General features: G+C 41.9%; 18 protein-coding genes. 2 read left to right on the top strand and 16 right to left on the bottom strand.

The window, feature by feature from the left end:
• Positions 1-37 precede the first annotated feature (37 nt).
• The 12 genes from LC508_RS03095 to LC508_RS03040 all read right to left on the bottom strand — a co-directional run bounded on the left by LC508_RS03095 (position 38) and on the right by LC508_RS03040 (position 10,579).
• Positions 38-316 carry a hypothetical protein gene (locus LC508_RS03095; protein WP_225305307.1) on the bottom strand — a complete coding sequence of 93 codons (279 nt, stop codon included), beginning with the start codon at positions 314-316 and terminating at the stop codon, positions 38-40.
• Positions 317-525: 209 nt separating this feature from the next.
• Complete coding sequence (locus LC508_RS03090; protein WP_225305306.1) at positions 526-1,128, bottom strand: alpha/beta hydrolase; 603 nt, start codon at positions 1,126-1,128, stop codon at positions 526-528.
• Between the two features lie 74 nt (positions 1,129-1,202).
• Positions 1,203-1,424 carry a hypothetical protein gene (locus tag LC508_RS03085; RefSeq protein WP_002323342.1) on the bottom strand — a complete coding sequence of 74 codons (222 nt, stop codon included), beginning with the start codon at positions 1,422-1,424 and terminating at the stop codon, positions 1,203-1,205.
• Positions 1,425-1,559 (bottom strand): DUF3789 domain-containing protein, encoded by a 135-nt coding sequence (locus tag LC508_RS03080; RefSeq protein ID WP_021421303.1) that lies wholly within the window; start codon positions 1,557-1,559, stop codon positions 1,425-1,427.
• Positions 1,560-1,570: 11 nt separating this feature from the next.
• Positions 1,571-2,767 (bottom strand): MobT family relaxase, encoded by a 1,197-nt coding sequence (gene mobT / locus LC508_RS03075; RefSeq protein WP_003431664.1) that lies wholly within the window; start codon positions 2,765-2,767, stop codon positions 1,571-1,573.
• A 149-nt stretch (positions 2,768-2,916) separates the two neighbouring features.
• Positions 2,917-3,408 carry a hypothetical protein gene (locus LC508_RS03070; RefSeq protein ID WP_009905022.1) on the bottom strand — a complete coding sequence of 164 codons (492 nt, stop codon included), beginning with the start codon at positions 3,406-3,408 and terminating at the stop codon, positions 2,917-2,919.
• The gene (locus LC508_RS03065) at positions 3,401-4,792 is read right to left on the bottom strand and encodes an FtsK/SpoIIIE domain-containing protein (protein ID WP_074441436.1); all 1,392 of its coding nucleotides are present in this window, start codon (positions 4,790-4,792) and stop codon (positions 3,401-3,403) included. The genes LC508_RS03070 and LC508_RS03065 overlap by 8 nt, the downstream gene beginning before the upstream one ends.
• Positions 4,793-4,901: 109 nt before the next feature.
• Complete coding sequence (locus LC508_RS03060; RefSeq protein ID WP_003432337.1) at positions 4,902-5,444, bottom strand: DUF6560 family protein; 543 nt, start codon at positions 5,442-5,444, stop codon at positions 4,902-4,904.
• A gap of 94 nt (positions 5,445-5,538) precedes the next feature.
• The gene (locus LC508_RS03055; RefSeq protein WP_074441435.1) at positions 5,539-5,922 is read right to left on the bottom strand and encodes a YdcP family protein; all 384 of its coding nucleotides are present in this window, start codon (positions 5,920-5,922) and stop codon (positions 5,539-5,541) included.
• A 15-nt stretch (positions 5,923-5,937) separates the two neighbouring features.
• Positions 5,938-6,264, bottom strand: coding sequence for a YdcP family protein (locus LC508_RS03050; RefSeq protein WP_025487347.1), 327 nt, complete (start codon positions 6,262-6,264; stop codon positions 5,938-5,940).
• Between the two features lie 238 nt (positions 6,265-6,502).
• A complete protein-coding gene (locus tag LC508_RS03045) occupies positions 6,503-9,556 on the bottom strand; it encodes an SrtB-anchored collagen-binding adhesin (protein ID WP_225305305.1) in 3,054 nt (1,017 codons plus the stop codon).
• 264 nt (positions 9,557-9,820) lie between these two features.
• On the bottom strand, positions 9,821-10,579 hold the full coding sequence (locus LC508_RS03040) for a hypothetical protein (RefSeq protein ID WP_225305304.1): 759 nt from the start codon (positions 10,577-10,579) through the stop codon (positions 9,821-9,823).
• A 302-nt stretch (positions 10,580-10,881) separates the two neighbouring features.
• On the opposite strand from LC508_RS03040, the gene LC508_RS03035 reads away from it, so the two are divergent.
• Positions 10,882-11,706: a GNAT family N-acetyltransferase gene (locus LC508_RS03035; RefSeq protein ID WP_103732957.1), complete on the top strand. Its 825-nt coding sequence runs from the start codon at positions 10,882-10,884 to the stop codon at positions 11,704-11,706.
• Positions 11,707-11,882: 176 nt separating this feature from the next.
• Positions 11,883-12,194, top strand: coding sequence for a hypothetical protein (locus LC508_RS03030; protein ID WP_052099523.1), 312 nt, complete (start codon positions 11,883-11,885; stop codon positions 12,192-12,194).
• Between the two features lie 164 nt (positions 12,195-12,358).
• On the opposite strand, the gene LC508_RS03025 is transcribed toward LC508_RS03030, so the two are convergent.
• The 4 genes from LC508_RS03025 to alaS all read right to left on the bottom strand — a co-directional run bounded on the left by LC508_RS03025 (position 12,359) and on the right by alaS (position 17,665).
• The gene (locus LC508_RS03025; RefSeq protein WP_181014550.1) at positions 12,359-12,955 is read right to left on the bottom strand and encodes a putative ABC transporter permease; all 597 of its coding nucleotides are present in this window, start codon (positions 12,953-12,955) and stop codon (positions 12,359-12,361) included.
• Positions 12,956-13,092: 137 nt separating this feature from the next.
• Positions 13,093-14,628, bottom strand: coding sequence for a cardiolipin synthase (cls, locus tag LC508_RS03020; protein WP_033141796.1), 1,536 nt, complete (start codon positions 14,626-14,628; stop codon positions 13,093-13,095).
• A 75-nt stretch (positions 14,629-14,703) separates the two neighbouring features.
• Positions 14,704-14,880 carry a 30S ribosomal protein S21 gene (rpsU, locus tag LC508_RS03015; protein WP_004222305.1) on the bottom strand — a complete coding sequence of 59 codons (177 nt, stop codon included), beginning with the start codon at positions 14,878-14,880 and terminating at the stop codon, positions 14,704-14,706.
• Between the two features lie 145 nt (positions 14,881-15,025).
• Positions 15,026-17,665 (bottom strand): alanine--tRNA ligase, encoded by a 2,640-nt coding sequence (alaS, locus tag LC508_RS03010; protein WP_103732858.1) that lies wholly within the window; start codon positions 17,663-17,665, stop codon positions 15,026-15,028.
• Between the last annotated feature and the right edge of the window lie 52 nt (positions 17,666-17,717).

Genomic DNA, 17,717 nt, shown 5'->3' with positions numbered 1-17,717 from the left:
CTGCTTTAAAAGCTATTAAACTGTATTGTATAGAAAATTATTTTTTTGACGTTCCCCAGTCAACCAGCATAAACAAAGCGATACCCATACCTGCAATCAAAAAGAAAATACTTATACTTTTCTTTTTTACTAATCCAACAATACCTATGATTATTAAAAGGATAGAAACTATTAACGACATATAGAAACAGAACTTCGCCCATTTTCCACCTTTATTACTAAAATATTCTTGTCTTTTGTCACTAACTCTACATTCTAAGAAATATTCTACTAATCCACTACTTAAATATTTTACAATATCTTTAATAAGTTCCACAATATCACTTCCCATATAAAATTATAATATCTGCTATTTGTGGGGTATTATAACACTTCTATGTATGCTTTACAACAATTTATGCACCAATAATCTTGTTGAATAGCTCTAACAGACACCATTTCATCACTCCAATCTGAAATTTTGATAAGAAAAAAGCAGTCAATCCTAAAACTAACTGCTTTGTGTGTGGATATAAAATCTAAATTCTATTGTATAACTTTTCTTAGCCAATTATCTCTAAAGAAAATCTGTTCGTCAGTATGAAACCAATGTTCTCCGTCATTCATAATGGTAAGATTTGCACAATGTCTATCAATAAATTTATCTACCGTTTGACGTGATGTAAGATTATCATGTTCAGCATACAAAATTTCAGTAGGCGTTTTCCAATTTATCGGGTTTGCCCGAACAAAACATAGATATTCCCACGATAATGTTTCTCCAAAATCAGTTGGTATTTCTTTTCTTTCAGAAAGTTCCTTTTCAGACACATTCGCCCAGCTCATCATATCTACTATAAGTTGTTCCATATCAAGTATAGGCGATATGAATAATGCTTTTTCAATCTTGAAATTCTGTAATGTGTGCATTGTAAAATAAGCTCCGATACTATTAGCAAGTACATATATGTAGTCATATTTTTCAGATATTTTATCGTAGACTTCCATAATTTTATTTTTTACAATCCACGGAAAATAGTCATTATAATCTACTCCAAAAACATCAAAATCTAAACAAATATTTTTGAACTGTTCAGCTTCAAGATAACTTCCACCTTTACCATGAACATATATCATTGCTTTCTTCAAAGTAACGCCCCCCATAAATCAGAATTTTATATATCCACATTATACCATTCTCATATCAGCACCACAATAAAATTCTATGCACCGATAATCTTATTGAACAGCTCTAACAGTACATCTTTCACACCGCCAGCATTGAATACTAAGCCGACAGCAATTAAGGCAACTACCAAGAAGCCGATAAGTTTGGAAAACTCACGCTTGAACCCTAAGTAGATACCGATAACCACAATCGCCATAAGCACTAAGCTCTGTGCGTTTGATAAAAACCATTGATACAAATTTTGTCCGAAATTCATTTAATTGTCCTCGCTTTCTTCTGATTGTTTCATTTCATAGTCAACTTCTTTGCCGACATTCAAAATACACATCAAGACTACGCCGATACCCATTCCCATAGATACCAGCAGGAAGTCTTTTACTAATTCCCACATTTTTATCACTCCTAACTTTCCACTAAATCTTTTGCAGGGGTCGTCTGCTGTTTGATTATCATTTCATGCTTTTCTGTGAGCTTTGCCTGCTGTTCGATTGTTTCCATGTAGTCTGTACCGTTTCCCTTATCAATCTTTTTCAGCATTTTCAAGGTTGGTGCTACCTGCCTTTGTACCCACCGCAATGTGCGGTCTAAGGTGTAAGGTTCTGGTTTTGTCGTCAGTTTCAGACTTTGCCGATTATCCCCGATAAACCAAGCCCAGCGGTCATTGAGTTTCCAGTCATTTTTTCGCTTGTCTGGTTCTTCATCAACAAACCGCACATATTGATTGATAATAGAAAAAGCGGTCTGCTCTGCGTCATAATAGGTCAGCAAATCCCGTACTGCATAATAGGCACGTTCATTGCGAAGCCGTATCTCAAAACGGTTGATAATGTCAGCTTCTTCCAGAGGTGTCCCCAGCTTGACGTACTGCTCATAGTCCTTTTCATAGATACAGAAATACACATCTGATTTCAGCGAACCAAGATAAAGGGTACGTCCCATATATTCTCTGTCGTCCTCTCTGTGCTTGATAAGCTCACCCGACTGGTAAAACTTATAGCTTCTGGACTTTCCGATATATTCCCGTTTCCTGCATTTTTCCGCAAGCTCTGGAATATCCAAAATGCCCGTATGGTCGTTGATAGCAAGGTCGATACGCTTCATCACGCCACCGTCTACGAGTGCGTCCATGAGGAAGTCATACCAGCTTCTTTGCTGTGCCAGCAGGTAACTTTCAAACTGTCGGCACCCACGCCCCTTTAACTCTAAAAGGACACCTTTTTCTTCGTCAGCCGACGTATAGATAAAGATGTCCCCCAAAGAGTAATGCTCCGTATAACTGTAATGTCCGTAATCTTCATGGAGCATATAATTGATATTCAGTTTTAATATATCTTTGATGATGTGCTGTATATCCAGCGTGGGAAAACGAATTTTCACATAATCAAACAGCATGGTAAGCGGTGCTTCTGGATTGAACCTTGCCAGTTCTTTATACAGCGTTTCCAGAAGTTCTTTTGACGGCTTCATTTTTCCGCTTTCTATCTTGTTGAGATATTCCCTTGTGATACCAGAAGCCACCGCCAGCCTGCCTTGTGAGATACCGTAAGCAATCCGTTTCTCCCGTAATTCTTTTATCCATTGTTCTTCATTCAGAACCATACCCCCAATCTGTAAAGTGTGAAGTTTTTTTAGGCGACTTCACAGCCGATTTTTACTAGGAAACCATGCCAGAAGCCTTATGTTTCCTATGTTTTTCGTCTATTGCCTATTTGCAAACGTACCCCTCTGTTAGATACTGAGGGGTTTTATCAGCGGACGGGACAAGCCCCGTCCGCCAAGAACGGAACTTGCGGTTGAGAACCGCAAAACCCGTCCTTGTCGTCCGTGTCTGTGTCCTGCTGTGAACCTTGTATGCCCTCATAGATAACCGCAAAATCTATTCTTTCATCTGAAAGTGCTTCTTTCATTTCTTCAGACAGTCCTTTAAGAAATACATTACATTGCAGACAAGCCTTATCTAAAACTCGAAATCGAAAATAGATTATCCTGCTTTCAACGCAATGTCTACTTTCCAATCTCATTCTAAACTTATGAGGAATGTTGATTTTTTCACGAATAACATCATCAATGATTTTATCTATCCTTGAATGAAATCGCAGATTTGGATTGACAGAATAATCTAAAAAACAATCTAACATATATTTCCTGCAATCCGTTGTAAAAATATCTGTATTCAAGCACAAACAGAGGTAGTTTTTCTCTGTGGGTGCGTGATAAACATTTAATGTGTCCTTATTCAATCACATCTTCCTTTCCTTGTTGTTCTGGCATGACTTGTCTTTCTTGTGCAAGCCTGCCGATTGTTTGTAAAAAATCATGTCCTTTCGGGACTAAAGGCGTGTAAAATTCACTTATCACGCTTGTTCCCACATCACAATAGCCACGCCCTTTGATACGCTTCTGGAAAAACTGCTTTTTCACATCTGAACCGAACAGCATACCGTAACCTAATTCGCTGATACGCCCAAGTCCCACACGGAAATTGAAATTATCTCTGATACCGTCCGAGAAATACTTTGCGTCTGGACGCTGGCAGGCAACGATAAGGAAATAACCTGCTTGTCGCCCTAACATAACGATTTTCTTTAACTGGCTAAGTAAGCTCACGCTTTCTTTCGTCCCCAGCATTTCAAAAAACGCCACATATTCATCAAAGATAAGAAAGCAGGGTGGCAGTCCCAGATAGGCGTAGTTTTCGCCCGTCTTATAGTTCGGGTGTCGTTTCATTTCTTCACTTCGCTGTACCATGCCCTCATAAAAGGCATTGACGCAATCAATCATTTCTTCTTTGGTGTGATACACATTTCCCATAACTGTCCCTAAGTCCGCAAGGTCAGCGTTCTTCGGGTCTAAGATGTAAAGGACAGCGTCGGTATGCAGTAAGGCTTCAATGAGCGTCAGCAGAAAATAGGTTTTACCGCCACCCGTTCCACCAGCGATAAGGGCGTGAGGGAGTGCGTCATATTCCCAGACAAGATTTTTCATCAGTCTAAGACAGCCGTTTTCTGCCCGTACTTCATCAATGGTAATGCGGTTCGCTATCATATCATAAAGCAGGGTATATTCGATATAGCCGTCATGCAGGGTCTTGTCGGTCAGCTCACAATACAAGCCACTTTCCAATTTATCCTCTAACCGTAAAAGCTGGTCTTGATATTTCCCCAGCGTAATTTCACAGCGGATATGAAGCAGTCCCTTTTCCATTTGATAATAAATCTTTGGAAACCAGACGATTTTTTCCCTTGATCTGCTTTGCAGGTCAGTAAAAAAACCGCTGTCTTGTACGGCATCGGCTTCATACCACTTATTCTCCAGTATCATTCTTGCCAGCTTTTGACGGTGCAGGAGCTTCTTGAAATTGTCATAACAGAAGCGGTAATACAGAAAAGCGACCAATGCACAAACACCAGTCGCTATCAGTATGGTTATGAAGTTGTAAGGGGAGAGGGTCAAGCCATTCTCAAACAAGCTGAAATGCTCCCAATCGGTACGCATGAGCTGTTTCATATTCAGTAGCAGGAGAACCGCCACGAATACAAACAGAAGCGTTCCTATGGAAAAGTGGTAAACAAGGTGCTTGTCGCTGGCTCTGATACGGTGTCCTTTGTTAAAAATCTTTTGCATAAATCAATCACTCCTTTCTGGGTATGAAAAAAAGCAGTCAATCCTAAGACTAACTGCTTTGTGTATATGGATATGAAGTTTTCAAACTCGAATTTACTATTCCAGCAACTCAATTCGTATCTTTTGGCTCTGGAATAATAATCTCTTTTCCCTCTTTTTCCATCCGTTTTATAAAGTTATCAAAATGGTCTGTCATACCATCAACAAAAAATGCTTTTTTCTTTCTTCCATTGACATACACATTCATACCACCGCGTTTCATTTTACAATAAGATATGTCTGATATTTTCCAATATCTTCTAAAAATAAACATTTTAATAACCGTGATATTATCTTCTTCAACTTTTATCTCCCACACTCCCTTTAAAGGAGCAATCATACCAAAAAGAGTAACTCCAAACCAAATAATAGAAAATGGGATAATGAACATCAAATATCTTTTAGAACAAAAATTTTCAGGTTCACTCCAAAATCCCCAAATAAAGACAACAAGTACAAACAAAGCACCTATTGCACATATAAATGATACATCTGATATTGTTCGAATAGAAAATTTATTTAAAGATTTTGTTGTTTTATGATTTCTTTTTTGCATTATATCTAAAATAAATAAAACGATATATGCAACTAAAATTGTGCCTAAATATTTCATGTCTTACCTCCAAAACTTCATATTTGTCCGTTTCTTCATATCCATATTATAACAGTTCCATATATCCACTACAATGAAAATCTATTTAGCAAGCCTATTTTTTCGGCTGTCCCTGCGGTGTATGGTTCTGTGGACTGCCTGCGTTCTGGTTGCCTTTATTCTTCAATACAATATCCTCTGCCTTTACATACCAGTCCACATCTGCACCCGTATAGGTTTTTCGTGATACCGTATCGGCTACTGGATTGACAAGTTCCACAACTGCATTGTACGGAAATTCCTTTAACTGTACTTCTGGCGGTACAGATACGGGGATAATTCCTCCATGCAGACTGCACTTTAAATCATATATACGCTTTTTAAGCTGGGTACTCGGTGTCCCGTCCTCATTCTGCAAGAACACATCACGCACCGCTGTAAATTTTAATTCTCCAAATGTTTTTTCTTTGTCAATAACAAACCCGTTTGATAATCTCATAAATTCTTCACTCCTTTACTTTTCTTCAACTGCTACAATATCATCAGCAACTAATACATAATCGGTATGTCCCATATTCCCGATTGCGTAACCTCTGCCGTACAACTTCGGATTGACAAGTTTTACTTTCTGTTCATACTTGAACTTCTTTTCGCCAGCCTGCACGGGAATTTCTACCACAACATTTTCGCCTTTCTGTACGTCGGAATAAAGGTTATAGCTTCGTCTGGCTAAGACCCTGCGGTTATTTTTATCTCTTTCAAAGATAGGCTCGCTTTCGCCTGCAAATTCAAGAGTTCCAAAAGACTGTGCCATATCTGGCACGACATATTTCATTTCCATATTGTTTTACCTCGTTTCTTTCTATTTTTGATAAGTTAATTGATTGTGATTTCTTATTCTGGCGGTTTGGGAAGTACCAGCAATCCCCCAGATAGTAAAGGGTAAAATCAATGCTTACGCACCCTTGACTATCCGTGTTCTTGCAGGTTGTTGGCAGACAAGCCAGAATAAGCAAAAGTCTGCCGTTTGACCGCTTCGGCGGAGAGCGTGATTTTTCTTTCCTCATACCGTTACCGCCTTATGATTTTTTCATTTTACGGCGTTTGTAGAAGAAGATACCTGCCAGTCCAGCACCAGAGGTCAAAAGAAGTGCAAGCAGTCCGTAAAGGTTTGTGTTATCGCCCGTTTTGGGACTGTCGCTCGGTCTGTTTGGCTTTTCTGGTGTCGGTGGTGTTTCGGGTTTCTCTGGTTCGTCTGGAACTTCTGGCTTTTCCTTAAAGGTAATCGTCTGTCCCTTATCCTCAATGTCCTTATGTTCAGTAACTTTCTTCGGTTCGTCTGGATTGCTCAAGTCGTACAATTCCTCAAAAGTTACAAGCTGTTTGCCGTCAAGAGAAGTAGCGTCAAAGGTAAAGGCAACTTCCACTTTCATAGTTTCGCTGTCAGCAGTAAAAGTGTAATCACTTTCCACACGTTTTCCATTGATAAGAAGCTCTGCATTTTCTTCTTTCAACATCTGCCAGCCCACAAGTTTGTACTGTGTGCCGACTTCCAAGCCCTTTAAGGTTACGGTATCAATGATTGTAACGTCTTTTCCAGCTTCAAGCTCTTTGTTGCCGTCCTTGTCGGTAGCAGTCGTATGAATTTTGATGATACGCTCTGTGATTAAAACGGTCTGCCCGTCGTCCTCAATGTCCTTATGTTCCGCAACTTTTACGGGTTCGTCTGGATTGCTCAAGTCGTATAATTCCTCGAATGTTACCAGATTTTTACCGCCAAGCTCGGACGCATTGAATGTATAGGAAATTTCTACTTTCATTTCTTCATCATCAGCGACAAAAGTATAATCGTTTTCTACACGTTTCCCGTCAATGATAAGCTCTGTATTTTCTTCTTTTAACATCTGCCAGCCTTTGAGCTGATACTTTGTGCCTTTTGTAAGTCCGTCTAATTTGACAGTATCAACGATTGTTACCTCTTTTCCTGCAAGGATAGTCTTTTCGCCGTCTTTGCTGGTCGTTGTGGTATGGATAGAGATTTCTTTTTCGTATTCATCAGTCAGCGTTCCTAAATCGACCACAAGGTTATTTCTTGATACCACGATTTCAAAAGGTGGGATAAGTTCAAAACCTTTGTTACTGTCGCAACGCATTTCTTCAATGATGTAGGTATCATAAGGCAACGCACCCTTGCTGTCGTCTGGTTCAGAAGTTCCAAACCACACACCGTCCTCGCTGGTCTTTCCTGCGTTTGTATTGTGCTTATGTGAAGCCCAGTCAGCAGAAGTGGAGAATTGCCCGTTATCATCAGTTACCACTACATGATTTTCGCCCGTCGTCTTGCTTGTGATCCTAAAGGGAACATCAGCAAGACGCTTGTGTGTGCCTGCACCGATTTTTACACCCTCAATATCGCCACGCTTAATCTGATTGTAGATAGAATGGGCTTCGTCGGTTAAGTCCACGATTTTTCCATTTTCTGTGATTGCAAAATCAATCGGCTTCGCACCGTCTGTCAAATATCCGTCTGGTGCTTCGCTCTCAACGATACGGAAGTTTCCATAAGGTAAAAGGTCAGCAGAAGTAGAAGCGATACCCTCAATATCGGTACGAATTGTCTTTACCACTTCATTTTTCTTATAGAGCTTGCCCTCAACCAATACTGCATTATCATTTAAGGAAATGATGTCAAAGGCAGTATCTTTTAAAGTTGCACTTCCTTGTGGTTTGGTATCGCCCGTTTCTAAATCTCGTTTCTGAATTTTCACACCGCCACGGATAACCTTATCAGATACGGAAAACTGATTACTTCCAGTTAATACGGCAAGGTCGCCGTCCTCGGTAATCTGTGTTACATATAAGCCCTTAATTTGTTCGGACTTATCGCCAGCCTGCATATATGCACCCTCTAACAAGTAGCCGTTTGGAGCTTTTGTTTCTTCTACGGTTAGTGTTCCTAAAGGAAGAACGGCTTTCCCGTCCTGCATATAGAAGTTGTCGCCAGATACCTTGTATGCGTCTGCTAATTTTGTGATGTAGTGGGTTGACCCGTCGCTGTCTGTTTCAGCGATTGTCTTTGTAACCCATGTACGAGTAGCTTCGGCAGGGAGAGTGTCTTTGTTATAGAATCCTGCATAATACTTCCATGTAAATTCCGCACCTGCTAGAGAAGCGTTACCCTGCGGATTTTCTTTCTGTGTTTCCATATCTATCTTGAAAAGCTCAATCAAAGTGTCTGTTACTTTCGGTGTATCTGATACTTTCAAAGTCGCTGTTTTTCCAGCTTCAACCTTTAAGGAATATACAGTTTTATCTACTTTATATCCTGCTGGTGCGGATAATTCCTTGATATAAACTGTACCAGCCTTTACCTCTACAACATCTGTATTTCCGTTTTCATCAGTCGTAAGGGTGGCAAGCTGTTTCGTGCAGTCCTTATCAGAAAAGACACCGTATGTTGCACCAGCGATTGAGTAATTCCCGTTGCCGTCTGTAATGCTGGTATTACTGGAAGTCTTTTGCAGTTTCGCATTTCCGACATTCAGTTTCGCCCAGAATTGCCCCAATTCCTGCCCCTCGCCAGAGTAGATATAACCGCCACATTCATAGCGTCCTTTATTTTCTTTGGCAAAGGCTCTTGCACCAGAGAAAACTTCGTCCTGCGTTGCCTTTGGAATTTCATCATAAGAAGCTCGCACGTTATCGCATTGCCAGCCAAGATGTACGCTTAATCTCTGCCAGACAACAAGCTGTCTTAAAAGGTAGGCATGATTGTTGCTTATTCCGCTGTGGCTGTCTGTGTACTGTTTCACATATTCGATAGATAAGGCAACGTCGCTTATCTGGTCGGCACTCATACGGGTGCTTGCGTCAGCTCTGGTCTTGTAGCCGTTCCTAAAATCTGTGTTAATGTCGATACAGTAAGCGTCCTCGCCCTCAACGGTCAAATGTCCCTCGTTAAAGGTAGAACCAATCGAACCGTCATTCATTACTTTTTCAACGATACCGACACGCTCTTTTGACTCCGTCCAGTATTGCTTGCTTTCTGCATGAACGGGTGTCGTCGGTAAAGCAGTAACGACAGTTGCAAGAGCTAAGAAGCCCGTACACAATCGTTTTAACATCTTTTTCATAAATCTAATGCTCCTTTCATTTTGGGTAATAAAATAGCCGTCCAATAAGAACGGCTGGAAATAGAAAAGGAACGTCATGTTAGGCGTTCCATAGTCTATAAGTTATTCAATTTTTTCTTGTTTCAATACTGATGTGTTGTACCATATCTTTGCATATCTAGGAAAACTTGCGTATCAAGGCTCATTCGTTAGTAGTAAATAAGTAGTAAATTGATGTGTTTGTTTCCTTGAAAATGCTGATAGATACTGTGTTTTAGCGGATAATCAGATTTTTATTGTGTTTTTAGCTGAAAAAGTAAAACTGTTTTTTCTGTTTCTTACTGTCCTTATTTTAATCAATATTCCCTCCGGAAAATATGAACCATCTTCACTTAACAGCCCTTGTTCCATCAAATCCTCCTCCGCTACAAGAATCACATTCGGATTCGGACACTTCACAGTTCCCGGGCTGCCGATACTGTCTTTTTGCCAGGTCTCAAGAAGTGGCTCAAGCAAATACCGGATTGCCTCTTTTTCACTGTCAGAAAGATTTCTCACCTGAGTCAAGTCCAGGGCCATAACCCGCATTCCATCGTTTAGGGCGGAATCTCTGCCATAAATCTCCTCTATTATATCCAGATACAAACCTATGTAATCATTCCCCTGTTCCAGAACATGAATTTCCTGCGCACCACTGATCAGCAAGGGATAACACTCCATAACCGTACTGCCTTCCTGAAGTGACAATCGAATATACATTCCGGGTTTCAGTGTATCTGCTTTTATTTCTTGTTTATTTTGACTATATATTTTGACATTTTTTATTTCTGCTTCCATGAGTCCTTCGTTCACATCTCCCTCGTGTAATAAAAGAATCGAAGTATCACGGACTTCTATAATCTTTCCGGTAATTGTATTCTCATCCTCTTCCTCTCCTTGGAAATACCCATTCCGTTTTTGTTCGCTGGCAGATAAAAATAATATGCATAATAGCAGCAGACTCCCCAATATAACAAATATTTTTCCTGTTTTCCTTACTCTCATTTAACAATTCCCCCTTTTTCAACAGTAAAATGCTCTATGCTAATATAACTGTGTCAATCAAAGACCGAAATGTTGCATCATCTTCTCTTCTCGTTTTATTTATATAAGGCGGCTTATAAAAAGCGCCTTAAAATGCAAAGTCAAATTTTCAATCCCATGCACTTTTTATTTGATGGAGATGAGATAGATGATATATTATTTTCTAAAGTAGACATGCATAGAGCCACATGATACAATAACAAATAAAAAGCCTGGAGAAGGACATGTAATTATTATTTTCTAAAACAGCAGAGAGGAATCCTATGATTTATGAACTAAAAAAAGAGCGATTTGGCAGTATAAAAGATATAGTCCACAAACAATGGGACAATATCGAAATAATGGCTGTATTAAGCGGTATAAATACGGGATGGGTGTTTGTAGATTCATTGGAAACCCCCGCCACTGCACTTTTATGGTCTAAAGGAATTGAAGGGTTTTATTTTATTGGCAATCCAGATAATCATACATTCAATGCCGAAATAATAGAATTTATTATTAATCACCTGAGATTCCGTATAATACAAAGCGGACTGAATCATTTTGAATTTAGCGGCGATTGTATTATGTGGGATTCCGTGCTGGAAAAAATCTTTAATTTCAAAGAACTAATCAAATCCAGACAATGCGTCTATCAGTTAGATTTTGACAAATGGAAATACCATAAAACAAACGGGCTGTGTAAAGATACTGATATACGAAAAATAGATTTGAATTTAATACAATCAGCAGAGATACTTAATCCGGAATTTATTGAATCAGAGATTTTGCGCTGGTGGGATTCATTAGATTATTTTTTTGAACAGGCTTTTGGATTTTGTGTTATAGAAAATAAAAAGATTGTAAGTTATTGTATCACCAATTTTGTATATCAGAATACTTATACCATAGGAATTGAAACCTTAGAACATCACAGAAGAAGAGGGTTTTCACAAATGGCTACAGAATCATTTGTTTCTAAATTATTAGAAGATGGCTGCGAGCCTTATTGGGATTGTATGTTTACTAATACCGCTTCAAGGTCACTGGCAGAAAAACTGGGATTTTATCTGGACCATACATATTCATTATACAGACTCCCCTTATGATCCTAGAGAAGGCAATCTGGAATCCTTTTCCTGATAAAATCTAACCGAAAATCTGCCCGTGCTGATATATACCTTACTATATATACTATCAGGAAATAGTGAAACAATGTTTACATAGACTTCACACTAATACATATGGTATAATACATACACTATAAAGCAGGGAGGTTAATACAATGACCGTTGATGAAAAGCTTGACTTGTTGCTGCAAAAAGTAACCGCTGCAGACTCACATCTTGAGAGAATTGAAGAGAAGATGTCCAGCATGGATGATCAGGTAACAGACATAAGACTCCATCTTGAAAATGTAAGTGACAAAAACATATCCCTTCTCGCAGAAAATTACAGTAATCTTGTCAAAAAACTCAATGCTAACAACAGTATTACTGACCAGCAAATAGCCTATCAAATTAAAGTCAATTATCTGATGGAAGACGTTGAAAAGCTCAAAAAAGAAATTGCCGAACTGAAAAACAAAATAGCATAATGTCCATATAAGTGTGAAGCCCGCTGAATTATCATGGCTTTGCACTTTTTTTATTTACGTCGAATCCTCCCTCCGTTTCCCACGAGGAACTGTGATCAAATCTCTGCCATAAATCTTCTCCCGCAAGACCAACTAAAAAGGACGCCCTCAGGCGTCCCTCAACATTAAAATCTACCGTAAATCAGGGCGCGTATCCCTTCTCTCACCTCACCCAAGGAGGCAGGCAGACTGTCTTTTTTCTTTTCGTATAAGGTATGTAAAAAATCTGCTGTAAACAATGCGATCATCAGCGATCCGGCCCGGTATCCCACGGTAAACGGATAACTGTCCACAAAACGCTCCACGCCTTCATGGAGAAACAGAAACAGGCCCAATGTATAGAACCCCCAGGCAATGGTACTTTCCAGACAGAGGATACCTTTGTAATTAAAAGGTTTCTCCGAATAATCCCACCATACTTCACCGAACAATGCCAGCATAACCCTGGCTGTCACATACTCAAGCAGTGTGGGAAACACACAGCCCAGCACATATAACAGCAGAAGGTTGCCGCAGAACGGCCTCAGCAGAAAAAACACAGACAACGCTCCCACTCCGTAAATAGGGCAGAATGGCCCTCTCACAAATCCCCTGTTGGTAAGCCGCCTGTTACAGATTGACATGTATATAGATTCCACCACCCATCCCAGGATACTGTAAACCAAAAACCACTGGGTGACATGGTAGAGATCTATACCAAACATACTCTTTGTCCAAATCATACTTAATCTCCCCTTATATCATTGGCGCATCTCGTAACATGTGTCTTCATAGTAAGTTTTATGTGCCCATTCTATCATGGGAGCCCCCGGCTTGTAAAGAAAAAATCCTGTACACATAGCCGCTTTTATTATTTTTCCTAAAGCATGGGGGCGAAAAGTCTCAGAATACTCTGCGCCATACGCACAAAGATATTTCTGCTGCGGCAGAATTTCATACAGATTTCCCTGCATTTTGGGAAGGTATCCTCCATGTCCTCCTTCACCTGCATCACAGCCCTGCTTCGGTACATCCAGACTGCACACTCAAAATGCAGATACAGGCTTCTGTAATCCAGGTTGATGGTTCCCACAGAGGCAATTTCATCGTCACAGACAAAGGATTTGGAGTGGATGAATCCCGGCGTGTACTCAAAGATCCTCACCCCTGCCTCCAGAAGCTGCTCATAGTAAGACTGGGTAAGAAGGAATACCATCTTCTTGTCAGGGATTCCCGGCGTCACGATCCGCACGTCCACACCCTTTTTGGAGGCCAGGCACAGGGCTGTCATCATCTCATTGTCTATGATCAGATATGGTGTGCAGATGTACACATACCGCTTCGCCTGGTTGATGATATTCAGATAGACATTCTCCCCCACGATCTCATTGTCCAGGGGACTGTCCCCATAGGGCTGTACAAACCCGTCATTTTCAAACTCTTCCGGGTGATAGATATAAGGGCCGTACGCCGGCAGATGGCTTCTGGTGTGGGTGATCACTGCCCACATCTGCAGAAACATCACCGTCAGGTTCCATACACCCTCACCGTGCAGCATGACACCGGTATCCTTCCAATGCCCAAACCGCACATCCTCATTGATATATTCATCGGCAAGATTAATGCCGCCCGTGAACCCTGTATGCCCGTCGATTACCAAAATTTTTCTATGGTCCCGGTTGTTGAGGATAATGTTCAGCACAGGCCGCACCGGATTGAACGCCGCACACTTGATGCCTTTTTTCTGCAGTTCTTTATAATATCTGTGGGGCAGGGTGGTCACACATCCCATATCATCGTAAATCAGGCGTACATCCACGCCCTCCTTTACCTTTTCCTCCAGCACCTGAAGGATTTCTCTCCACATTCTTCCGTCATGTATAATAAAATATTCCAGGAAAATAAAATGCTCCGCTTTCTTAATCTCCTCCAGCATATCCACGAACATGGTATCCCCTACCGGATAATACTTTGTGGTGGTATTCTTATGGAGGGGAAAACCGGCGTAATCCCGGATGTAGGCAGACTGGATGGATACTCCCCGGTCCATATCCTGAAGTTCTGTTCTTGTCCTGGGATCTTCCTTGAAATAATTGCCGATTTCATTGAGGACTGCCTCGGATTCCCTTGTCATCTTCTTAGCCACACGGGATTCGCCGAACAGCAGGTACACAATTGCGCCGAAAACGGGAATGACAAGAATCAGAATCGTCCAGGCGAGCTTGTAAGAGGGATTGATTTTCTTATTGACCAGCCATAATACCAGAAACAGACTTAAAATATCCATGATCCATCCCACAGTGGTGGAAATATTTCTCATACCCCAGGCCAGCGCCACCAGCCACACAAGCTGCAGCAGTACAGCCAGCACAAATACAAAGATCCGGCTGGACACCAGATCGATAATCTTTTTCATCTTCTCACCATCCTCTCTTTTGGCTCCGGAGTCGTAAAAAAGCCCCTGGTATTGTCCAGAGGCTTTTACTGCACATTAATTATATTTACGTTTTCTAGCTGCTTCAGATTTTTTCTTACGACGAACGCTTGGTTTCTCGTAATGCTCTCTTTTACGGATTTCCTGCTGAATGCCTGCTTTTGCACAGCTACGCTTGAAACGACGTAAAGCGCTATCCAAAGTTTCGTTTTCTTTTACGATTACATTTGACATAGTCTCACACCTAACCTCCCTCCAGTTGTAGATTGTGCATAATACAACTGTCTGGGTATTTTTACTGCACATCAAATATTATATCAGATTTTTGCCGTACGTCAACTATTTTGACTTATTTTCTTTAAAATATTTTATTTAAATTTTATTTTAACTGACCTTCCAGCAATTCTGCCGCTTTTTCCAGGGCTTCGGGCACTTTTTCCGGGTTCTTTCCGCCGGCCTGAGCCATGTTCGGACGTCCGCCGCCGCCTCCGCCTACTACTGCAGCCATGCCTTTTACAAGATTCCCTGCATGGGCACCGGCTTTCATGGCACTGTCAGTCACCATGGCCAGCAGGTTTACTTTACCGCCGTTAACGCTGGCGAGAACTACCACACCTTCACCCAGCTTTTCTTTTAACTGGTCGCCCAGGTCGCGCAGTCCGTTCATATCCACATCTGCTACAGATACAGCCAGCAGCTTAGTGCCTTTCACCTCTTTTACCTGGTTCATCACATCGCCCACTGCCTCTTGTGCCAGTTTGGCTTTCAGGGACTCATTTTCTCCGTGAAGCTCTTTTACCTCTGCCTGCAGATGAACGATCTTGTCCGCTGCTTCTGCCGGGGTAGTTTTTAAAAGTGCTGCAATATGGGCCAGTTTCTGCTCCATCTCTTTGTAGTATTTGAACACGCCGTCACCGGTCAGTGCCTCGATCCGGCGTACACCGGCTGCAATGCCTGCTTCGGATACGATTTTAAAGGTTGTGATCACTCCTGTATTGGATACATGCGTACCGCCGCACAGCTCCTTGGAAAAGTCTCCCATGGAAACCACACGCACACTGTCCCCGTATTTCTCACCAAAAAGAGCCATGGCTCCTGTCTTCTTGGCATCCTCAATACTCATGATCTCTGTTACCACAGGAAGCGCTGCCTGGATCTCTTCGTTGACCATTGCTTCCACCTGATCCAGCTCCTCCTGAGTCATGGCCTGGAAATGGGCAAAGTCAAAGCGGAGCCTGTCCGGAGTTACCAGGGAACCCTTCTGCTCTACATGGGAACCCAGAACGGTCTTCAGGGCTTTCTGCAGAAGATGGGTAGCGCTGTGGTTCTTACAGGTGTCTGCCCTGTCCTTTGCGCTGACTTTCAGTGTTACCACATCGCCTGTCTTTAACATGCCTTTTGTCAGTCTGCCCACATGGCCCACTTTGCCGCCGCGCAGCTTAATGGTGTCCTCCACAACGAACTGGGCATCCCCCAGCTCGATCACGCCTTTGTCGCCTTCCTGTCCGCCCATGGTAGCATAGAACGGAGTTTCCTCCACAAATACGGTTCCCTTCTCATCCTCTGTCAGGGCATCCACGATCTCGTTCTCTGTGGTGAGGACCGTGATTCTGGACGGATGGGACAGATTGTCATATCCCACAAACTCTGTGGTGATTTTCGGGTCTATCTCATCATATACCGTGGCGTCAGCCCCCATATAGTTTGTCACTCCGCGGGCTATCCTGGCCTTTTCTCTCTGCTCTTCCATGGCTGCCTTGAAACCGGCCTCGTCAATGGAGATTCCCTTATCTTCCAGGATTTCCTTGGTCAGATCCAGAGGGAATCCGTAAGTATCATATAACTTAAATGCATTTTCACCGGAAAGCTGGCTGCTTCCGGCAGCCTTCATCTCTGCCTCCATCTCTTCCAGAATATGCAGTCCCTGGTCAATGGTCTTGCTGAACTGTTCCTCTTCCTTTGTCAGTACATTGAAGATAAAGTCTTTCTTCTCTTCCAATTCCGGATAACCGTCTCTGGAGCCCTCAATGACAGTATTGCTGAGTGCGGCAAGGAAATTTCCTTTTACTCCCAGAAGACGTCCGTGACGGGCAGCGCGGCGGATCAGACGGCGCAGTACATAGCCTCTGCCTTCATTGGTGGGCATAATACCGTCAGAGATCATAAAGGTAGCGGAACGGATATGGTCTGTGATCAGACGGATAGATACGTCCACATTTTCATCTTTTTTATATTCTGTGTGAGTCAGCTCACAGACTTTGTTTCTGAGGGCACAAATCGTGTCAATATCAAAAATGGAATCCACATCCTGCACAGCTACAGCCAGACGCTCCAGGCCCATGCCTGTGTCGATGTTCTTCTGCTGCAGTTCCTCATAGTGGCCTTCCCCGTCATTTTCAAACTGGGTAAATACATTATTCCACACTTCCATGTAGCGGTCACATTCACAGCCCACAGTACAGCCCGGTTCTCCGCATCCATAGCGCTCACCTCTGTCATAATAGATCTCAGAGCATGGTCCGCATGGGCCTGCGCCGTGCTCCCAGAAGTTGTCCTCTTTCCCAAAACGGAAAATACGGTCAGCCGGAATTCCAATCTCTTTATTCCAGATATCAAATGCCTCATCATCGTCAAGATAGACAGAAGGATACAGACGGTCCGCGTCAAGTCCTACCACCTCGGTCAGAAATTCCCATGACCAGCGTATTGCCTCTTTCTTAAAATAATCTCCAAAGGAGAAATTGCCCAGCATTTCAAAAAATGTGCCGTGACGGGCTGTCTTACCTACATTTTCAATATCACCGGTACGGATACACTTCTGACAGGTCGTCACCCTTTTTCTGGGCGGCACCTCAGCGCCTGTAAAATATGGTTTCAGCGGCGCCATACCGGAATTGATCAACAATAGACTCTTATCATTATGGGGAACAAGAGAAAAACTCTTCATAGCCAGATGGCCTTTTCCTTCAAAGAACTCCAAAAACATTTTCCGAAGTTCGTTCACTCCGTATTTCTGCACGGTTCATACCTCCTGATGATTGGGCAGCACGCGAATGCTGCCGCTATAAATT

This window comes from Blautia parvula (genome assembly GCF_020215665.1).
Lineage (GTDB): Bacteria > Bacillota > Clostridia > Lachnospirales > Lachnospiraceae > Blautia > Blautia celeris.
Note: the sequence above shows the minus strand (reverse complement) of the source record. Positions and strands in the feature narration are given on the sequence as shown.